Raw genomic sequence first — 18276 nt, forward strand, 5'->3', positions numbered from 1 at the left:
CGTCAGGCCTCCTGGGTTGCGGCTGCCGTGCCGATATACGTGCATAGCTGTCCGAGTGTGCGGATCTGCTTTTCGAAGAGCGCGGGCGACAGCGCCACGCCAAATTCGCGCTTCACGCCGACCTGGATTTCGACGTAGTCGAGACTGTCGAGACCCAGTTCATCGATGCTGGTTTCCTGCTGGATCTCGCTGGGCTCAAGGTCCTTGATCTCGACGATCATGTTCTGGATAAACTCAAACACAGTGCTGGCATCAGCCATTTTCTTGTTGCTCCAGTTGCTTCGCTGATGAACTCAGCGGGGAAATCATGAGAGCCACCGTGGTTCTCAACAGAAACTGCGTATCGGCATACGCGCTCAAGGTCGCCTGAATGACGCAACCCTCCTGCCCGCTGCCGGTAATGACAGGGGTATCGATGTCGCAGCGGATTGCATCGGCTTCGCCGTGTGCACCGGTCGAATCGATGTCCATGCGCTGGATTTCGGCGGAAATCACCGTCGAGTGGTGTGTCTGCAGGACGGTCGCGTGTTGCATGAGGTCGTCAACGGAACGGGCGGGCGCGAAGCCGGCAAAGTCGCTAACTTGCGCGAAGAGGCCAGGCTGGCGGAGCAGCGCGCTAAAGAGCAATGCGTCGAGCAGCAGCCATGCGCCGGCCTGGCCGTGAGAGGTGGCCGGCCATAGCGCGATTGCGGCGGCGCGTTCCGCTTTTGAAATCGAAAACGAATGCCACGCGGGCCCGCTGCCGCACGCTCCAGCAGGATCGCATTTCGACTCAACGCTGACTGACAGCGGACGCAGATGACCCGTCATGCAAGGTGTGTTGCGTTCTTCGTCTGCTACCGCGAAATTGAGGCCGTTGCCGCGCGATTCGATGGCGAAGCGATAACCGGCGTTCTTGAGAACCGGTGCGCGCAACACGGCCTTGAACACGAGCGCGCCTTCCGGCCATTCACGGCGCCCCGCTTCCTGAAACAGTGCTGCCTTTACGTCGAGCATCACGCGCATGCCGTGAACGGGCACAGCGCCCAGATTCAGCCGCGCGGCGCGCGCGAGGTCGAAATGGACCGGATTGAAATCGCCCGAGAATTCGGCCCACGCCTGCAGGTCGGCTGTGTTGTAACGGAGTGCGGTCATGGCACGAACCGTTCGATGACAAGCGCCGCGTTGGCGCCGCCGAAGCCGAACGAGAGGTTCATCGTCGTGTCGACCTGCGCCTCACGGTGCGTGTTTGGAACGTAGTCGAGATCGCATTGCGGATCGGGATCGGCCAGATGGATTGTCGCCGGGACAATGCCGGATTCGATCGTTTTCAGGCAGACGATGGTTTCGAAACTGCCAGCCGCCGCGATCAGGTGGCCCGAGTACGACTTCGTGCTCGACACCGGAATGCGGTACGCGTGCTCGCCAAGCGCTGCCTTGATCGAAGCCGTTTCGTTGACGTCGTTGAGCGGTGTCGACGTGCCGTGTGCGTTGATGTAATCGATCTGGTCAGCGGACTTTCCCGCGTCGGCCAGTGCCGCCCGGATCGATTCGACGCGCGCGATCATGTCTTCTGCCGGCGCCGTGAAATCGCGCGCGTCGGAGTAGCTGCCGTAGCCGGTGATTTCTCCAAGAATGCGGGCGCCGCGATGCAGGGCGGATTCCATCTCCTCGAGGCACACTACGGCTGCACCTTCGGACAGGACGAAGCCGCTGCGCGCCTGGCTGAACGGACAGCAGGCTTTCGACACGTCAGCCTGTTCCTTGGTGAGTGCCTGCAGGATATCGATGTTCCAGACGTTGGTGCGCGCGTTGAGCGCCTCGGCGCCGCCCGCGAGCATCATTCTCGCGCGGCCCTGGCGGATCACCTCGACGGCGTCGCCGATTGCGATCGTGCCCGTTGCGCAGGCGGCGACCGGCGTGTTCTGATAGCCACGCAGATTCCACATCAGGCTGCACGCAGCCGTTGCCACGTTCGGCATGGTCAGCAGGCTACCGAGCGGACTGCCGAAGCCCGTCGCGAGATAGCGGTCGTGGCATTGGTAGGCCTCGTCGAGGCCGCCCCATCCCGTACCAACGATCACGCCGCAATCGAGCGGCGAGTAGACATCGCCCGGTGCCTGCTGTCTGAACGCCATGCCAATGGCTTCCTGCGCGGCGAGCGCCGCGTGGCGTGCGAAACGCGGAAGCGCGCGCCTGACCGCCGCTGGAATGGCGCGGAACTGTTTTTCGTCAATGTCGACCTTGCCGAAGAAGCGGGCTTTGATCGACGCGTCCCCCGTGTCGTGAAGACGATAGCCACATGCGTAATTCATGATGCTTTCCCAGCACGCGTCGACGCGGTTGCCAAGAGGCGTCACGCTGCCGTAGCCAGTGACCACGACTCGACGGGCAGGGTGGTTCGAGTTGCCACGGAGAGAGTTGTTCATGCGGAAAAGGAGTCCGTTCGATACGCGGAAGAATCGGTGGGTCGCAGTGCTGCCTGTTATTGCGATCCGTAAATCGATGCTTCTTTGACTGTGTAGGAATCCGTAGTGTATGAACTGAACATTAGCCCAGTATTGACAGGAATCAGAAATGATTCGGAGAACTGTTATCCAGAATTTGCGCTAAAAGGACGCGTGTTTTTGGGAGCGTGCGAACGCTTAATGCGTAATGAATATGCGCGACGTGAAGGCCATCTCGTCGGAAGCCGGATCGAAGCAGGTGTGGAGTGCGAGGCGGGGCGAGCCAGCCGCGAATAAGCGGGACGCCGTGAACGTCCCGTTCAGCGCGATCCATGCAGCATGAAAACGTTGCCGTCATACGGAGAGCAACGCATGCTAACGCGGGGTCTCATGCGATCTGCACCGAAGGCACGCTCTTCATGCAGCGCAGCGCGAACATCGAGCGGCTGTGGCGAATGCCGGCGATCCGGTAGAGCTTCTCGCGCAGGAAGCGCTCGTATCCCGCCGTGCCGTCGACGGCGACTTTCACCAGGTAGTCGTATTCGCCCGAGACCAGATACGCCTCCAGCACCTCCGGCAGTGTTGCCAGTTCGGCGCCGAAGCGGGCGAGGGCGTCATCGTCGTGACGGTCCAGCGTGACTTCGAGCAGCACGACATCGGCGAATCCGAGCTTCGCGCTATCCAGCAGCGCCACGTAGCCGCGAATGTAGCCGTCGGCCTCCAGTTGCCGCGTGCGGTTCCAGCAGGCGGTCGTGGACATGCCGGCCAGCTCCGCCAGTTCCGCGTTCGAGAGCCGGGCGTTTCTTTGCAGTTCGCGCAGGATCTTGCGGTCCTGGCTGTCCAGTGGACGGTTTCGCGTGCTCATGATGGATCGCCGGAAGATTATTCAGATATCGATCATTCTAACGGAAGAACGTTTCGGCTTGACAGCAAAACACATGGCAATCAGGAAGCCTTTACAGGGGCGCGCCGGGTATATTTTCTACATTGCTTTCAAGCCCGGACAGCCGCGCGGGCCAGCACACCCGCGCCGGCCGCCCGCCGTAGCCACACGCTACGGATCGGATGTCGTGTCGCCTTACCGTTGGCGACGCAGGAGCGCGCTTCGACGTTACCGCGTCGGACGTGGCGCCCAGCGGGTACGAAGGCATGTTCTGTTTTTCCTCTGCCGTTTCCTTCCCTTCTGATGTTTTCAGCTGGCGCCCGGCCGCCACGTCCACGCGCCTTCACGCGAGCGCCGCAATTCGACGATCGACAGCGGCGCGATCTCGATCCGCCCAGACGACTCAGCCGGTGCGCCCAGCACATGAATGAGCGCCGCGCGCATCACGACCGCATGCGTAAGCGCGATCACCTGCATGCCGCCGGCCGGTGAAAGTGAAGCTGAAGACGAAGGCGCAAGCGCATCGAGCCACGCGCCGACGCGGGCCAGCACAGCCCGGAACGATTCGCCAGCGGGCGGCGCGGCGTCAGGCGAGCGTATCCACGCGGCGAGCGCCTCGGGTTGCGCGGCGGCAAGCTCGTGCAGACGCCGGCCACGCCATTCGCCCGCATCGGCATCCGAAAGCGCGGGCACGATTTGCGCCTCCAGTCCGAGCGCCTCGGCCGTTTCACGCACGCACGTCGCCGCGCTGCGAAAGACCTGCGCGGCCTGGGCACCTTGAGCGGCGATCAGCCCACGCCCGTGCCAGGCCCGGAGTGCGTCGAGCGCGCGCGGATCGAGCGGATCGTCCGCGGGGAAGGCGCCCACGCGCATCGCCCGTGTCGCCGGGTGGCTGATCAGCAGCAACCGTGTCTGCATGTGCTGTCCCTGTTGTGAGTGCGTCGCGCGTTCTTCGCGCTGGCGCGCGAAGTTTAGCGCGTAGAATATCGGGACCGAAGCGCGGAAGCCGGTGTAAGCCCGGCGCGGTCGCGCCACTGTAATCGGCTCAACAAGGAGTCGAAAGCCAGACCTGAGCTTCGTGTCACCCCTGTGCCACCCGTGGCCATCTTTTTTCCATCGACTGTCGGGGCGCGTAACCCCTGGAGAGATACACCATGACTGACGCCGTTTTCAAGCCGGCCGTTCAACCTGCACCCATTCCCCTGCGCGAACTTTTGCCGTGGGTTGTCTTCGGCGGACTGCTGCTTCTGCTCGCGCTGTATTTCGTTGGCGCTGAAGAAGGCGCGACGTCGCTGGTTCCCGGCATGATGGTTCACGAGTTCGTCCACGACGGCCGCCATCTGCTTGGCTTCCCCTGCCACTAACGGGGATACACATGGTAGGCAAACTGTTGGTACGCGGCATGCTCGCAGGCATCGCCGCAGGACTTCTCACGTTCGCGTTCGCCCGCGTGGCCGGCGAGCCGGCCGTCGATCAGGCGATTTCCTTCGAGGAAAAAGCGGCCGCCGCGCGTGGCGAAGCGCCGGAACCGGAACTCGTCAGCCGTGAAACGCAGGCCGGTCTCGGGTTGCTGACCGGCGTGGTCGTGTACGGCGCAGCGTTCGGCGGACTCTTCGCGTTGACGTTCGCGTACGCGTACGGACGCGTCGGCAGGCTGGGCGCGCGCGCGTTGTCGGCGACGCTGGCGGCGGGCGCGTTCATCGCGCTCGTGATCGTGCCGAATCTCAAGTATCCGGCCAATCCACCGTCGGTCGGCGATCCGGAGACGATCGGCATGCGCACCGGGCTCTTCTTCCTGATGATCGCGATATCGCTGGCCGCGCTCGTGTTTTCGCTGAAGGTGCGGCGGCGCGCGGTCGCGCGTGTCGGGCAATGGAACGCGGCGATCATCGGCGGTGCGGTGTACGTCGCGATCATCGCGGCCGTGCAGCTTTCGATGCCGGTCATCAACGAAGTGCCGCGGACGTTCCCGGCCACGCTGCTGTGGCACTTCCGCATTGCGGCCATCGGCATGCAACTGATCATCTGGACGACGATCGGGCTGCTGTTCGGCTGGCTCGTCGAGCGTGACGAGCGTGCGCAACTGCGTGCGGGTGGGGCGGAACGGTCAGCGTTTCCCTGATAGCGCTTGATGGTTGTTTGATGCGGGCCTGGGTGTTCCAGAGGGAATGGAGTGCCTGGGCTCGCAGTCCAGTCTTTCACATGGCGTGCGAGGCGGGGTCCTCCAGCAACCAGAGAAAGAGTTCGTCAAATCTCGTGTCGACACTATCTGGCACTCAGTCCCCTCGCTTTTCCCTGCGGTTTTGCCGCGACTCCGCGGATGCCTGCCCGCGGGATTTTCCGGGCGCAACCGCTTCCCTCACATCCATCTGGATGCTGCCGTGGGGTTGGTGGGTTTTTTTACTTGAAAATTAACAAAGATGTTCATGAAATCCGTAATTTCATAAACATCTTCTTTAATATTTCGCCGGTGTGCGTTGCGTCGGCATGGCTGTGTGGCGGTCGCCGAATGGCCAAAGCTTTCCCATCGGCGTGACTTGCCGAAGCTATCCGTGCGCAAGACGCGCCGACACTTCCTGCAAATCGAGATCCTGTTCGAGCGCGCACAGCAGTTCGTCGTGGATCAATCCTTCGCGACGCATCCGCAGCAGTTCGACACGGCCGGCCGCGATCGCTGTCAGCACGACGTCGTAATGCGCCGCCCGCAGGTCGGCGGGGAATTCAGTCTGATCCTGATACGAATCCGTGAGACGCGCGCGGTAACTGTACTGTTCGAGCAGACGCGGGTGAATCACCGTGCCATCCGCGTCGTGAACCAGCGGCTGGATCGCGGCGAACTGCGCGGCTTCGACGTGCGCCCACGCCTGCGGCTCCGTCAGGTGACGCGGGTTCCGTTCGGCCCGATGCTCGGGGCCAAGCCAGCGGATCAGCGGCCCGATCGTCGTGCCCTGCACGAGTACCGTCACGAGGATCACGGCAAACGACGCGACGAGAATCAGGTCGCGCCCCGGCATCTCGTCCGGCAGCGACAGCGCGACCGCCAGCGTCACCACGCCGCGCATGCCCGCCCAGCTCTTGATCGTGGCGGCGCGCCAGTCGGTCGCGTGGGCGCCCTTTCGCATGCGCCGGTGCAGCACGCCGTGCAACCCGTCGACGGCGAACACCCACACGAAGCGCGACACCACGACGGTGCCGACCACCGCCGCGACCGCGGGCGCCAGCGTCGCAAGCGCATCGCCGACGCCGCCAAGCCGCACGATCACGCCGCGCAGCGAGATGCCGATCAGGATGAAGACGAGCGCCTCGAGCAGGAAGATCATCACCTGCCAGAACGCCGTGCCGCGAATGCGCGCGTTCGCGGAGAGGATTTCGTGCTGATGCCAGCCGAGCGCCATGCCGCAGGTGACCGTCGAGATGACGCCGGAGACTTCGAGCATTTCGCCGGCGATGTAGCTGATCCATCCGGCGAGCACCGAGCCCGTGATGACGAGATACAGCTCGCCCGTGTCGTTCAGAAAGCGCAGCAGCCTGACGAAGATCCACCCAGTGGCAAGACCGACCGCGATGCCACCGAGCCCGAGAATCGCGAAGCTCGCGATGGCGTGCGGCGCGCTGAACACGCCGGTCAGCGCGGCCACGACGGCGAAGCGGAACAGCACGAGGCCGGCTGCGTCGTTCAACAGGCTTTCGCCTTCCAGCAGGACCATCAGGCGGCGCGGCAACGCGACGCGTTCGAGCACGGCTTTCGCGGCGACGGCGTCGGGCGGCGAGACGATCGCGCCCAGCGCGAAGCAGGCCGCGAGCGGCAGCGCGGGCACGACGAGATGCACGATCAGGCCGACGACGAGCGTCGTGAACGCGACCGCGCCGATCGCGAGCAGCAGGATGCCGGCGAGATCGCGCCGGAACTCGTCCCATACGGAGAACCATGCGCCGTCCATCAGGAGCGGCGGCAGGAACACGATCAGCACGAGCGCCGGATCGAGGTTGACGGGCGGCAGACCCGGCACGAAGGCCATGCCGATGCCGCCGATCAGCAACGCAGCGGCGGGCGGCAGACGCAGGCGCTTGGCGAGCAGTTCGAGCCCGATGATCGCGATGAGCGAAAGCAGTACCAGTTTGAAGGCGGCAACAGAAGACATGAGATGACCTGGATGTCGATAGTGAAGTCGTGTGGACGATGGCACCGCGTGCCCGCGTATTAAGCCACAGCGCTTCGACAAACAGGATGTTCATGCGCGACATCGCGCTCAGGAGTGCGGCGCGTGATGCCGGACGGACGCAGCGCTCAGGACTGCGCCGCCGACTCTCGCGCGACGCGCGACCGTACGGCGGCGGCCGCCGCGGCCGCGGAGCGGCGCCGGGCGCCGAGCTTCTTCAGCCAGATCATCAGGCCCGTAGCGCTCAGCACGGCGACGGCGATGCCGGTGAAGCTCATCAGGATACGTCCGCCGATGCCGAGGATGCGGCCCGAATGCAGCGGGAATTGCGCCTGCATGAAGATATCGCCGGCCGAGCCCTTGCCCGGGATCGATCCGCCCGCGAGCCTGCCGGTGTTCGCGTTGTAGTAGAGCCAGGCGTTGCCGAGGCCGGCGTCGCCGTGATCGTGGCCCGGCGCGAAGAAGCCCACGCCGTACGCGTTGAACGACGGCACGTAATACAGCGCGCCCGGCGGCGCGGTGAGGCCGCGTTCGCGGCCGGCGGCCTGGGCCATCTGCACGATGCGTTCAGCCGTGAGTGGCACCTCGCCCGGCGCGCCCTTGCGCATCAACGCGGGGTTGTTGAAGGGCGTCGGTTCGAGCGTCGATACGGTCGAGAGAAGCGGCCGCACGACCGGGTCGGACAGATTCATCGATACCGAAGTCAGCGCGACGATCGCGAGCACGCCCCAGATCCAGACGCCGCCCGAGCGATGCAGATCGAACGTGAGCGCATAGCCGCCGCGTCCGAAACGGAACGCGAACGACTTGCGCCACGCCTTCACGCTCGGAAACGACAGCACGAGCGCGATCACGCTGTCGAACAGCCACACGATGCCGACGATGCCCATCAGCCAGGTGCCCGTGTCGAAGCTGCCCATGAACGGCAGATGCAGCGTGTAGTGCAGCTTGTAGATGAACGGAATCAGGTTGATCCGAGCCACCGATACCGCGCCCCATTCGCGACGCCCCTGGATCTCGCCGGTCGCGGGATCGACGGCCAGCTGGTTGAAGCCGAGCGCATACGGCTGGCCGGTCTTCGGATCGGTGCGCGGCAGCACCATCATCTGTAGCGTCTTGCCGGGTTCGACGCCCAGCGGCAGATACGTCACGTCAAAGCGCGGATCGGCCGCCTCGATGCGTTGTGCGAGTTCCAGCGAAGGCAGCGCCGGCCCCTGCGTGCGGGCGTTGAAGAACATCGGGTTCAGCGCCGCGTCGAGTTCGTGATCCCATGCGATCAGCGCGCCGGTCAGCCCGGCGACGAACAGGAACAGCGCCGTCGCGACGCCCATCCAGCGATGCAGGCGAACGAGCAGCGGCCTCATCTTGCGCGGAAGGTCGCGCCGACGCGCAAAGGCTGGGCGGTAAACGGGGACGCGGCGGACAACACGGCGAATCGACTCTCTTTGTAAATAAGAATTGTTCGCATCTTAACGGTTGATGGCCCCGGCTGCAAGTTGTCCGAAAGCGGTGGCCTGACTCACCTTCGGACCTTCGCAACTGGCCGTCACGCCACGAAGCGCCGCGTTGCCCGCCGCAACGGCGCACGGCTGGCTGAGGCCCCGTGTCTACCGCAAGCCCGCCGCGGACTCGACGTTGGCGACCATCGCGATGAGCCGTGGCGCGACGTCGTCGAGCAGCGCACGCGCCTGGGGCGTGTGGTCCATCACCGCGCAGTTGAACACCAGCGTTTCCGAGTCGACCGGCGCGCAGAGCGGCGCCGCGACGGCGTATATGTTCTTCTGCATGTCGCCGTGCGACACGCACACGCCCAGTTCGGCGTAGTCGCGCATCGCCTGATCCAGTTGCGGCCGGTATCGCTGCCACTGGTCCGGCACGCCGACGCGCAGCTGGTTCAGCGCCACCTCGCGTTCCTCGGGACCGACGCCCGCGAGCCACGCCCGCCCCATTGCCAGGCGCAGCACCGGATGGACCGCACCGACGTCGGGCCGCGTGTCGGAGCGTTTGTCCACCGAGCAGCTTTCGATGTAGACCATGTTCGCCTGGTCACGCATGCCGAGCGAAACAGCGCCGCGTATCTGCATCGCGAGTTCGCGCATGAACGGCCGCGCGATCTGGCGGACGCGCATGCCGGCCAGCAGCGGATAGCCCATCGACAGCACGCCGCCACCGAGCCGGTACTTGCGCGCCTCGACGTCGTGACGCAAGTATCCGAGCTCCGTCAACGTGAAGGCCAGCCGCGAAACCGTGGCTTTGGACAGTCCCGTGCGTTCGACAAAATCGCGATTGCCCAGCGTCCTTTCGCCGGGAAGAAAGCAGCGCAATATTTCGAGCCCGCGCGCCAGCGTGACGGCGAACTGGCGGTCATCGTCGTCAGGCAGCGCGAACATGGCCGGGCTCCTTGTGAATGCGGTTCATGGTTGCGTGCTTCATGGTTATTTGCCGGCCGGCGCGACGTCCTGCTGCGCCTCGAGTTCGTGTTCGAGCCTCTCGACCATCTGGATCAGCTTCGGCGCGATTTCGTCGACGAGCGTATGGCGGCCGAGCTGGATCCGCGGCACGCCGCAGTTGAAAACGAAAATCTCCGAGTCGATCGGCGCGCGCATCGGCACGGCCACCGCGTGAATGTCGCGCTTGATCTCGCCTTCGCTGAGCGCGAAGCCCCGCTTCCCGAACGCGCGCAACGCGGGCGCGAGCGATGCGTGCCACGTCTGCCATTGCACCGGATCGCGGGTGCGCACGAGGTCGAGCACCGCGTCGCGCTGGGCAGGCGTGGCGCGTCCCAGCCACGCGCGCCCCATCGCCGACGCCAGCACCGGTAGCGTCGCGCCCGTATCCGGCCGGAACGCGAGCGATTCATGCCGGCGCGACGTTTCGACATACACCACCTGCGTGCGGTCGCGCATGCCGAGCGACACCGACCCGCGTGTCGCGTCGGCGAGTTCCTTCATCAGGGGTCGCGCCAGTTCGCGGATGCGCATGCCCTGCAGGAACGGATAGCCCACCGACACCGCCGCCGACCCGAGCCGGTATTTGCGCACGCTGTTGTCGTAGCGCAGGAATCCGATCATCGCGAGCGTGTACGTGAGGCGCGAAACGGTCGCTTTCGACAGGCCGGTTCGTTCGGCGAATTCCTTGTTGCCGAGAACCGGTTCGCCGACCTTGAAGCAGTTCAGCAGTTCGAGACCGTGCGCGAGCGTCGTCGCGAACTGGGGATTACGGAGCGGATATGAGGCCATGAATGTGAGCGGAAAAATGCGCCTGTCTGGCGCTTCGCCTATTCAAGCACAGCGCGGCGCGTGGCGCATCGGTGTTTAACATAGCGAAACCCTAATATCGGCATCCTGCCAGGTTGTTAGGCTTGAACCACATCTTCAGTCCCAGTCCGGAGTGGTTTCAATGCCCTTGTCTTCCAGCCAGCGCGCCGCGCTCGACGCCCTGTTCAATCCCGCATCCATCGCCGTGGTGGGCGCTTCGTCGAACCCTGCGAAGATCGGCGGGCTGCCCGTCGAATATCTGCTGAACCAGCGTTATCCCGGTGCGATCTATCCGGTCAATCCGAAGCAGGATCGCATTCAGGGCCTGCAGGCGTGGCCCTCCCTGCGCGACGTCGGCGCGCCGATCGATATGGCGATCTGCGCCGTGCCCGCCTCCGGCGTCATGTCCGCCGTCGAGGACGCCGCCGTCGCGGGCGTGCGCTCCATCGTGATGTTTTCGTCGGGCTTCGCCGAAACCGGCGAAGCGGGCCGGCGCGCGCAGAACAACCTGCGCGCGCTCGTCGAGGAAAGCGGAATCCGGCTGCTCGGGCCGAACTGTCTCGGCTTCGTGAACAACCATCAGCGCATCTACGCGACCTTCACGCCGGCGCTGAAAATCGCCGCGCCGCTACGCGGCAACATCGGGCTCATCAGCCAGAGCGGCGCGTTCGGCATCTTCGCGTTGATGCTGGCGCAGCGGCGCGGCCTCGGTGTCAGTCACTTCGTGTCGACGGGCAACGAGGCCGACATCGAACTCGCCGATGCGCTCGCGTGGCAGGCGCTCGATCCGGCGACGTCCGTGATCCTCTGCTATCTCGAAGGCGCGCGCGACGGCGACAAGCTCTGCGCGGCGCTCGAACTCGCGCGCGCGCAGCGCAAGCCGGTGGTGATGTGCAAGGTCGGGCGCACGACGCAGGGTGCGGCCGCGGCGGCGTCGCACACGGCTTCGCTTGCCGGCTGCGATGAAATCTACGACGCGGTGCTGCGCCAGTACGGCGTCTACCGCGCGAACGACATCCACGAACTGTTCGACATCGGCTATGCGTGCTCGGTCGCGCCGATGCCCGCGTCGGACGCACTCGGCATCGTGTCGATCTCGGGCGGCGCGGGCGTGTTGATGGTCGACGAGGCGCACCGGCTCGGGCTGTCGGTGCCCGCGCTGCCGCAAGCCGCGCAGCAGGTGATTCTCGAGCGTGTGCCGTTCGCGTCCGCCGTCAATCCCGTCGACATCACGGGCCAGGTGCTCAACGACACCGCGCTGCTGGGCGACGCCGTCGATACGATGCTCGCGCACGGCGGTTACGACGCGCTGGTGTCGTTCCAGGCCGTCACCGGAATTTCGACGCAGCACCGGCCGCTCGTCACCGATCTCTGGGCGCGCGTGCGCGCCGCGCATCCCGAGCTGACGGTCGCGGTCGTGTCGATTTTCGACGAAGCGAACCGCGAGTTCCTCGAAGCGCAGCGTTGCCTCACGTTCGAGGAACCCGCCGCCGCCGTGCGCGCGATTGCCGCATTGCACGGCTTTCGACGGCACTTCGAGCGCGCCGCCGCGCCCATTGCACTGCCCGAACCGGTGACCCTTCACAGCGCGCGTCTCGACGAAGCCGCCGCGTTGCAACTGCTCGCCGCAGCCGACATTCCGGTCGTGCAGAGCCGCGCGGTGTCGACGGCTGGCGAAGCCGCCGCGGCGGCCGCGGCGGCCGGCTTTCCGGTCGCGCTGAAAGTGCTGTCCGCCGACATCGCGCACAAGTCCGACGTGGGCGGCGTCGCGCTTCACCTCGCCGATGAGGCAGCGGTGCGCGCGGCGTTCGAACGCGTCACGCAGAACGCCGCGCGCGCGGTGCCCGGCGCGCGGATCGACGGCGCGCTCGTCGCGCCGATGATCGGCAACGGCGTCGAATGCATCCTCGGCGTAACGCGCGATCCGGTGTTCGGCCCGGTCGTGATGTTCGGCCTCGGCGGGATTCTCGTCGAGGTGCTGAAGGACGTGACGTTCCGGCGCGCGCCGTTCGACCTGGCGGAAGCGCACCGGATGATCCGCGAGATTCGCGGCTGGCCGGTGCTCGGCGGCGTGCGCGGCCAACCCGCCGTCGACGTCGACGCCATCGCCGAAGCGCTCGCCGCGTTGTCGCGCTTCGCGGCGGCGAACGCGGACACGATCGAGTCGATCGACATCAATCCGTTTATTGCCCGGCCGCACGGACAGCCCGCCTGCGCCGTCGACGCGCTGATCGTCGCGCGCGCATGAAACGCACCGCATCGCATCGGGAGGGAGGGAGCCTTATGAACCCGAACCAGACACCGCTGGAAACACTTCGACTGCGCGTACGCGCGTTCATCGACGAAGACGTGATCCCGTGCGAGGACAACGCGCTCGCGCACGACTTCGCCGCACAGGACAGGGTCATTCACGCCTTGCGCGAGAAAGCGCGCGAAGCCGGCGTGCTTGGCCCCGGCATTGCACGCGAACTCGGTGGCCTCGGGCTGTCGTTTCGCGAGCGCGCCGTGATTCTCGAAGAGGCCGGCCGCAGCCTGCTGGGCCCGCACGCGCTGCACGCCGGACCGCCCGACGAAACCAACATCCTGATGCTCGCGAGCCTGTGTACCGACGCGCAGCGCGAGCGCTACCTGAAGCCGCTGGCGGCGGGCACCGCGAGATCGTGTTTCGCGATGACCGAGCCACCGCCGGGCGCGGGCTCCGATCCGTCGATGCTGCTCACGCGCGCGACCCGGCGCGACGGCCGGTGGGTGATCGACGGCTGCAAGTGGTTCATCAGCGGCGCGCTCGGCGCGGACTTCGCGATCGTGATGGCCCAGACCGACAGCGGACCGACGATGTTCATCGTCGATACGGATACGCCGGGCTACCGGATGGTGCGCGTGATCGACGCGCTCGACGGCTTCATCAGCTCGCATTGTGAACTGGACTTCGAGGGCTGCACGGTCGGCGATGACGCGGTGCTGGGCCAGGTCGGCGAAGGCTTCGGCCACGCGCAGTTGCGGCTCGAACCCGCGCGTCTCACGCATTGCATGCGGTTCATCGGCGCGGCGCAACGCGCGCTCGATATCGCCGCGCGCTACGTCGCGGGACGCGACTCGTTCGGCAAGCCGCTCGCGCAACACCAGGCCGTGCAGACGCTGATCGCCGATTCGCAGATCGACCTGTACGCCGCCCGCCTGATGACGTACGACGTCGCGACGCGCATGGACGCCGGACAGTCCGTGAAGCAGGAATCGTCGATGGCGAAGGTCTTTGTCTCCGAGGCCGTCGGCCGGGTGGTCGACCGCGCGGTGCAACTGACCGGCGCGTTCGGCATCTCGGGCGACACCGTGTTGTCCGCGCTCTATCGCGAGGTGCGCCCGTTTCGCATCTTCGATGGCGCATCGGAAGTGCATCGCGCCGCGATCGCGCAGCGCGCGCTCAGGCAGTACGCGCCGCCCGCGCGCGAGACGTGTCGGGGGCAGTAAAGCGGTTGCGGTCGTTCGACCGCGCCGCGCTGGTTTCATCCATATAAACAAAATCTGACATTGGAGACTTGTTCATGAAAATCCGGCACCTCGGCTGGCTGCTTGGCACACTCGCGTTCAGCGCGCATGCACAGAGCAGCGTCACGCTCTACGGCCTGATCGACTTCGGCCTCACGTACGTCAACAACACGCAGACGTCGCGAACGGCGTCGGGACTGCACGGCGCGCACCAGTTCGCGGTGAGCGACGGGAGCGCGAACGGCGTCGCGGGCAGCCGCTGGGGCCTGCGTGGCGTCGAGGATCTGGGTGGCGGCCTTCAAACCGTGTTCGTACTGGAAAGCGGCTACACGCTGAACAACGGCGCGCTCGCCCAGGGCGGCGCGGAGTTCGGCCGCCAGGCGTATATCGGCTTGCAGGGCGGATTCGGCAGCGTCACGGTCGGCCGTCAATACGACACGTACACCGACTTCGTGCAGCCGCTGACGGCGACAGGCCAGTGGGCCGGCTACATGGGCGCGCAGCCGGACGACGTCGACAGCCTGTCGAACACGAGCCGGATCAACAATGCGATCAAGTTCCGCACGCCCGATTACCGCGGCTTCGCGGCGGCGGGTCTCTACAGCCTCGGCGGCATCGCCGGGAGCACGACGCAGAACCAGCTCTGGTCGCTCGGCGCGCATTACAGCGTGGGTTCGCTGCTGATCGCGGCCGGCTACCTGAACGCGCGCGACCCGAACGTGTCGCTGTATGGCACGACGCCGAACAAGGGCACGACGACGGCCAACAACATAGGCTCGTTCGGCTCACCGGCGACGCCCGAGTCGTATCCGGTCGATGCGGGCTACGCGTCCGCGAAGACGACGCAGATTGCGGGCGCCGCGCTCCAGTACGCGATCAGCGCGGTCACGCTCGGCTTCGTCGTGACGAACACGCGTTTCGAGGGGCTCGGCTCGACGTCGGGTCCTAATCCGCTGGGGTACACGGGCACCGCTGCGTTCACGAGCTTCGAGCTGAGCGCGCGCGCGCAGGTCACGCCGGCGTGGCTCGTCGGCAGCGCGATCCATTACACGGACCGCAACTCCGTGAATGGCGACGGCGGCGCGAAATATCTGCAGCTCGATCTGGGCACGATCTACAACCTGTCGAAGCGCACGAGCGTCTATCTGCTGACCGTGCTGCAGCGCGCGAGCGGCCGCGATTCGCTCGGCCAGCCGGCGGTGGCCTCGATCAGCGGTTTCAGCCCGTCCACGACGAACCATCAGATCGGCGTGCGCGTCGCGTTGCAGCAGCGGTTCTAACGCGCGCATCGGGCACGCTACGGTCAAGGAGGAAACATGTTTCCCATAGCAAATCGATGGCGCGGGTGGATTGTCGTCGTGATGATGTTTCTGTTCATGCTGATCAATTTCGCCGACAAGGCAGTGGTCGGACTGGCCGCCGTGCCGATGATGCACGATCTCGGGTTGTCGCCGCAGCAGCTCGGGATGGTCGGCAGCAGCTTCTTTCTGCTGTTTTCGATTTCGGGCGTGCTGTTCGGCTTCGCGGCGAACCGCATCAAGACGAAATGGCTGCTGGCGGTGCTGTCGATCATCTGGGCCGTCGTGCAGTTTCCGCTGGTGGGCGCGGCGTCGTTTCCGCTGCTGATCGCATGCCGCGTGGTGCTCGGCGCGGGTGAAGGGCCGGCGTATCCGCTCGCGCTCCACGCGACGTATAAATGGTTCGACAACAGCAGGCGCAACCTGCCGTGCGCGATCGTGCTGCAAGGCGCGAACACCGGCATGCTGGTGGCGGGTCCGGTCCTCACGTACCTGATCATTCACTACAACTGGCACAGCGCGTTCCTCGCGCTCGGGCTGGCGGGGTGCGCGTGGACCGTCTTGTGGCTGCTGCTCGGCGAGGAAGGCACGGTCGACGATCACGCGGCCGCGTCGCCCGTGAACGTGAACGTCGACGTGCGCTCGCCCGTGCCTGTGCGCGTGCGTTATCGCGACCTGATATGCGACCGGACGCTGTTCGGATGCGTGTTGCTCACCTTCGTCGGATATGCCGTGCTGTCGGTGGGCTTCACGTGGTTTCCCGTCTATCTGCGCCTTGCGCTCGGCTATCCGGCGGCGGACGTGGGCTGGCTGTTCTCGCTGATCGTCTGCGCGGGCATTCCGGCGACGCTCGCGATGTCAGCCGCTTCGCAGTGGATGGCGGCGCGCGGCGTGAGTTCCCGGGTTTCGCGCGGCGTCATGGCGAGCGTGCCGATCGCGCTGGCGGGGCTCGCGCTCTTCGGCACGACGACGCAGATCGGCGCGGGCGCGAAGGTCGCGTGCCTCGCGGCGAGCAACGTGCTGAGCCAGCTGATTTTCTTCTTCGCGCCGCTGATGATCGGTGAAGTGACACCCACGACACAGCGCGCGGCATGGCTTGGCATCAATGCGTCGCTTGGCACGCTCGCGGGGCTCGTCGCGCCGGCGTTGATGGGCCATTTTGTCGGCGATGCGAGCAGTGTCGCCGAAGGCTTCCGACACGGTTTCACCGTGCTGGGCTGCGTGCTGGTGCCGTCCGGCCTGCTGGGTGTGTGGCTGATGAATCCGGAACGATCCGTGCGGCGGTTGCAGCGCCTGTATTCCGCGAACGCAGGCGAGGCGACGATGAGCGCGGCAGGCACGCCGTCGTGTGGCGAAAAAGCGGCATGACGACGTAGCGACTGAGTAATCGGGATGTTGTGTGTGTGAAAAGCGGCCTGTCCGGGTGTCCCGGACAGGCCGCTTCGCTTTGTCAGCGAGCCGTGCTTTCGTCGACCCGCCGGACAGCCGGAATGACGTAGTCGCGCGTCAGGATTTCCTTGCGCGGATGGTACAGGCGCAGGATCAGATAGAAGCGTCCCGCGGGCGCCGGAAGCCAGTTCGAGATGCCCTGTTGCGGTTCCGTGTGCTGGATCTGGATGTCGAGCGATCCGTCCTCGCCGCGGCGCAGGTCGCGCGAGCGGTCGCCGATCGCGTAGCGCCGGATCGGATTGTCCGCGAAGTAGAAGTCGCTGCCGTAGATCGACACGGACCAGAACGCATCGACGGGCGGCAGTTGTCCCGCCGGGAAATGCAGCACGTACTGCCGCGCGCCATCGAGCTGCTCGCCGTTCGCGTCGAAGTCGCCGAGCGCGTAGAGCGCTTCGTCGCTGGCGAGCGCGCCGAGGCCTTTCATCGCCGTACACGCGCGCGCGAGGTAATCGGTGCCGAGGCGCCCGCCCGCGTAGTTGATCGACCACGGCAGCGCGCGACGGCTGCGCGTATGACCTTCGATGAGCTGCGCGCCCGCCTTCACGGCGCGCTGCAGGCCCGCGAGCCGCGCTTCGCCGGCAGCTCCCGTATCGACCCGCCGGCCGCGCGCGAGACCGAGGCGCGCGAACTGCGCGACGAGGCTCGCGTCACGCGCGGGCGGCGGATTGTCCTGCATCGCGCGCGCGAGATTGTCGAAGAACGCGATGCCCGAGGGGCTCGACGGCTGATAGTCGACAACCGACTGCGGCAGGCGGCTTTTGCCGGTTGCAGTCAGCGTGAACTGCGCCTGGAAGGCGCGCGCTTCCTGCATGTCGTCGGCGCCGTCGATCAGCACGCGCCCCAGCACCCATACGAGATTCGTCGGACAGCGGATTTCCTCCGTGCCGTCGGGCAGCGTGCCGGACCAGTCGGGACCGACCAGCGCGAAGCGCGATGCGTCCGGACCCACGACGCGCGGGCCGAGATTGCGAAAGTTGTCGCTGTACGCGTCGACCAGTTCGATCACGAAGTAGCGGCCGGTCGGCGCGGGCGTCGTCAGCACGACCGGGCCGTCGGCCAGGTTCAGCCAGGCCATCGAGTACAGCAGGTCGTTGGCCGGCGTGACGACGTCGCGGTCCTCATGCGTCCACGGTCGCGGACAGTGCGAAAACTGGTTGACCGGCGCGCGTCCGTATTCGGTGGGCGCATCGACGGCCGTCATCAGCGCGCACGTCCTGACGATCTCGACGAGCGGATAGCCGTAGACGTAAGCCTGAACGCCGGCCACATAGGCCCACTCTTCCTGTGCAGTGTTACTGGTCATGCTGGAACGTCCTC

At 65.8% G+C, this 18276-nt stretch carries 17 protein-coding genes; 7 read left to right on the plus strand and 10 right to left on the minus strand.

The window, feature by feature from the left end:
- Positions 1-2: 2 nt before the first annotated feature.
- The 3 genes from BLV45_RS19625 to BLV45_RS19635 are packed head-to-tail and all read right to left on the minus strand — an operon-like array spanning position 3 to position 2408.
- Entirely contained in the window at positions 3-260 is a 258-nt protein-coding gene (locus BLV45_RS19625; RefSeq protein WP_090535626.1) for an acyl carrier protein, read from the minus strand.
- Positions 253-1134: a MaoC/PaaZ C-terminal domain-containing protein gene (locus BLV45_RS19630; protein ID WP_090535627.1), complete on the minus strand. Its 882-nt coding sequence runs from the start codon at positions 1132-1134 to the stop codon at positions 253-255. Before BLV45_RS19630 ends, BLV45_RS19625 begins: the two co-directional genes overlap by 8 nt.
- Entirely contained in the window at positions 1131-2408 is a 1278-nt protein-coding gene (locus BLV45_RS19635) for a beta-ketoacyl-[acyl-carrier-protein] synthase family protein (protein ID WP_090535628.1), read from the minus strand. The genes BLV45_RS19630 and BLV45_RS19635 overlap by 4 nt, the downstream gene beginning before the upstream one ends.
- Before the next feature lie 105 nt (positions 2409-2513).
- On the opposite strand from BLV45_RS19635, the gene BLV45_RS27225 reads away from it, so the two are divergent.
- Positions 2514-2723, plus strand: a complete 210-nt coding sequence (locus tag BLV45_RS27225; protein ID WP_143130456.1) for a hypothetical protein — start codon at positions 2514-2516, stop codon at positions 2721-2723.
- A 91-nt stretch (positions 2724-2814) separates the two neighbouring features.
- On the opposite strand, the gene BLV45_RS19640 is transcribed toward BLV45_RS27225, so the two are convergent.
- Both BLV45_RS19640 and BLV45_RS19645 read right to left on the minus strand, forming a co-directional pair.
- A complete protein-coding gene (locus BLV45_RS19640; RefSeq protein ID WP_090535629.1) occupies positions 2815-3291 on the minus strand; it encodes an Lrp/AsnC family transcriptional regulator in 477 nt (158 codons plus the stop codon).
- Between the two features lie 327 nt (positions 3292-3618).
- Positions 3619-4227, minus strand: a complete 609-nt coding sequence (locus tag BLV45_RS19645) for a histidine phosphatase family protein (protein WP_090535695.1) — start codon at positions 4225-4227, stop codon at positions 3619-3621.
- A 236-nt stretch (positions 4228-4463) separates the two neighbouring features.
- On the opposite strand from BLV45_RS19645, the gene BLV45_RS19650 reads away from it, so the two are divergent.
- Together BLV45_RS19650 and BLV45_RS19655 are read left to right on the plus strand one after the other, a co-directional pair.
- Positions 4464-4673 carry a CbtB domain-containing protein gene (locus BLV45_RS19650; protein WP_090535630.1) on the plus strand — a complete coding sequence of 70 codons (210 nt, stop codon included), beginning with the start codon at positions 4464-4466 and terminating at the stop codon, positions 4671-4673.
- Between the two features lie 11 nt (positions 4674-4684).
- Complete coding sequence (locus tag BLV45_RS19655; RefSeq protein ID WP_090535631.1) at positions 4685-5431, plus strand: CbtA family protein; 747 nt, start codon at positions 4685-4687, stop codon at positions 5429-5431.
- Between the two features lie 424 nt (positions 5432-5855).
- Here BLV45_RS19655 and BLV45_RS19660 read toward each other — a convergent pair whose 3' ends face one another.
- From BLV45_RS19660 to BLV45_RS19675, 4 genes are all read right to left on the minus strand, one after another.
- Positions 5856-7451: a Na+/H+ antiporter gene (locus BLV45_RS19660; protein WP_090535632.1), complete on the minus strand. Its 1596-nt coding sequence runs from the start codon at positions 7449-7451 to the stop codon at positions 5856-5858.
- A gap of 146 nt (positions 7452-7597) precedes the next feature.
- On the minus strand, positions 7598-8833 hold the full coding sequence (locus BLV45_RS19665) for a PepSY-associated TM helix domain-containing protein (RefSeq protein ID WP_090535633.1): 1236 nt from the start codon (positions 8831-8833) through the stop codon (positions 7598-7600).
- 243 nt (positions 8834-9076) lie between these two features.
- Entirely contained in the window at positions 9077-9859 is a 783-nt protein-coding gene (locus BLV45_RS19670) for an IclR family transcriptional regulator (protein WP_090535634.1), read from the minus strand.
- Between the two features lie 45 nt (positions 9860-9904).
- Positions 9905-10708 (minus strand): IclR family transcriptional regulator, encoded by an 804-nt coding sequence (locus BLV45_RS19675; protein ID WP_090535635.1) that lies wholly within the window; start codon positions 10706-10708, stop codon positions 9905-9907.
- 160 nt (positions 10709-10868) lie between these two features.
- Here BLV45_RS19675 and BLV45_RS19680 point away from each other — a divergent pair, with 160 nt between their 5' ends.
- The 4 genes from BLV45_RS19680 (at position 10869) to BLV45_RS19695 (ending at position 16878) form a co-directional block, all read left to right on the plus strand.
- Positions 10869-12974, plus strand: coding sequence for an acetate--CoA ligase family protein (locus tag BLV45_RS19680; RefSeq protein WP_090535636.1), 2106 nt, complete (start codon positions 10869-10871; stop codon positions 12972-12974).
- Positions 12975-13009: 35 nt separating this feature from the next.
- A complete protein-coding gene (locus BLV45_RS19685; RefSeq protein WP_090535637.1) occupies positions 13010-14194 on the plus strand; it encodes an acyl-CoA dehydrogenase family protein in 1185 nt (394 codons plus the stop codon).
- A 74-nt stretch (positions 14195-14268) separates the two neighbouring features.
- Complete coding sequence (locus BLV45_RS19690; RefSeq protein WP_090535638.1) at positions 14269-15492, plus strand: porin; 1224 nt, start codon at positions 14269-14271, stop codon at positions 15490-15492.
- A gap of 36 nt (positions 15493-15528) precedes the next feature.
- Complete coding sequence (locus BLV45_RS19695) at positions 15529-16878, plus strand: MFS transporter (protein ID WP_090535639.1); 1350 nt, start codon at positions 15529-15531, stop codon at positions 16876-16878.
- A gap of 82 nt (positions 16879-16960) precedes the next feature.
- Here BLV45_RS19695 and BLV45_RS19700 read toward each other — a convergent pair whose 3' ends face one another.
- Positions 16961-18262 carry a DUF1254 domain-containing protein gene (locus BLV45_RS19700; RefSeq protein ID WP_090535640.1) on the minus strand — a complete coding sequence of 434 codons (1302 nt, stop codon included), beginning with the start codon at positions 18260-18262 and terminating at the stop codon, positions 16961-16963.
- Positions 18263-18276: the final 14 nt, after the last annotated feature.

This window comes from Paraburkholderia sartisoli (genome assembly GCF_900107685.1).
GTDB classification, from domain to species: Bacteria; Pseudomonadota; Gammaproteobacteria; order Burkholderiales; family Burkholderiaceae; genus Paraburkholderia; species Paraburkholderia sartisoli.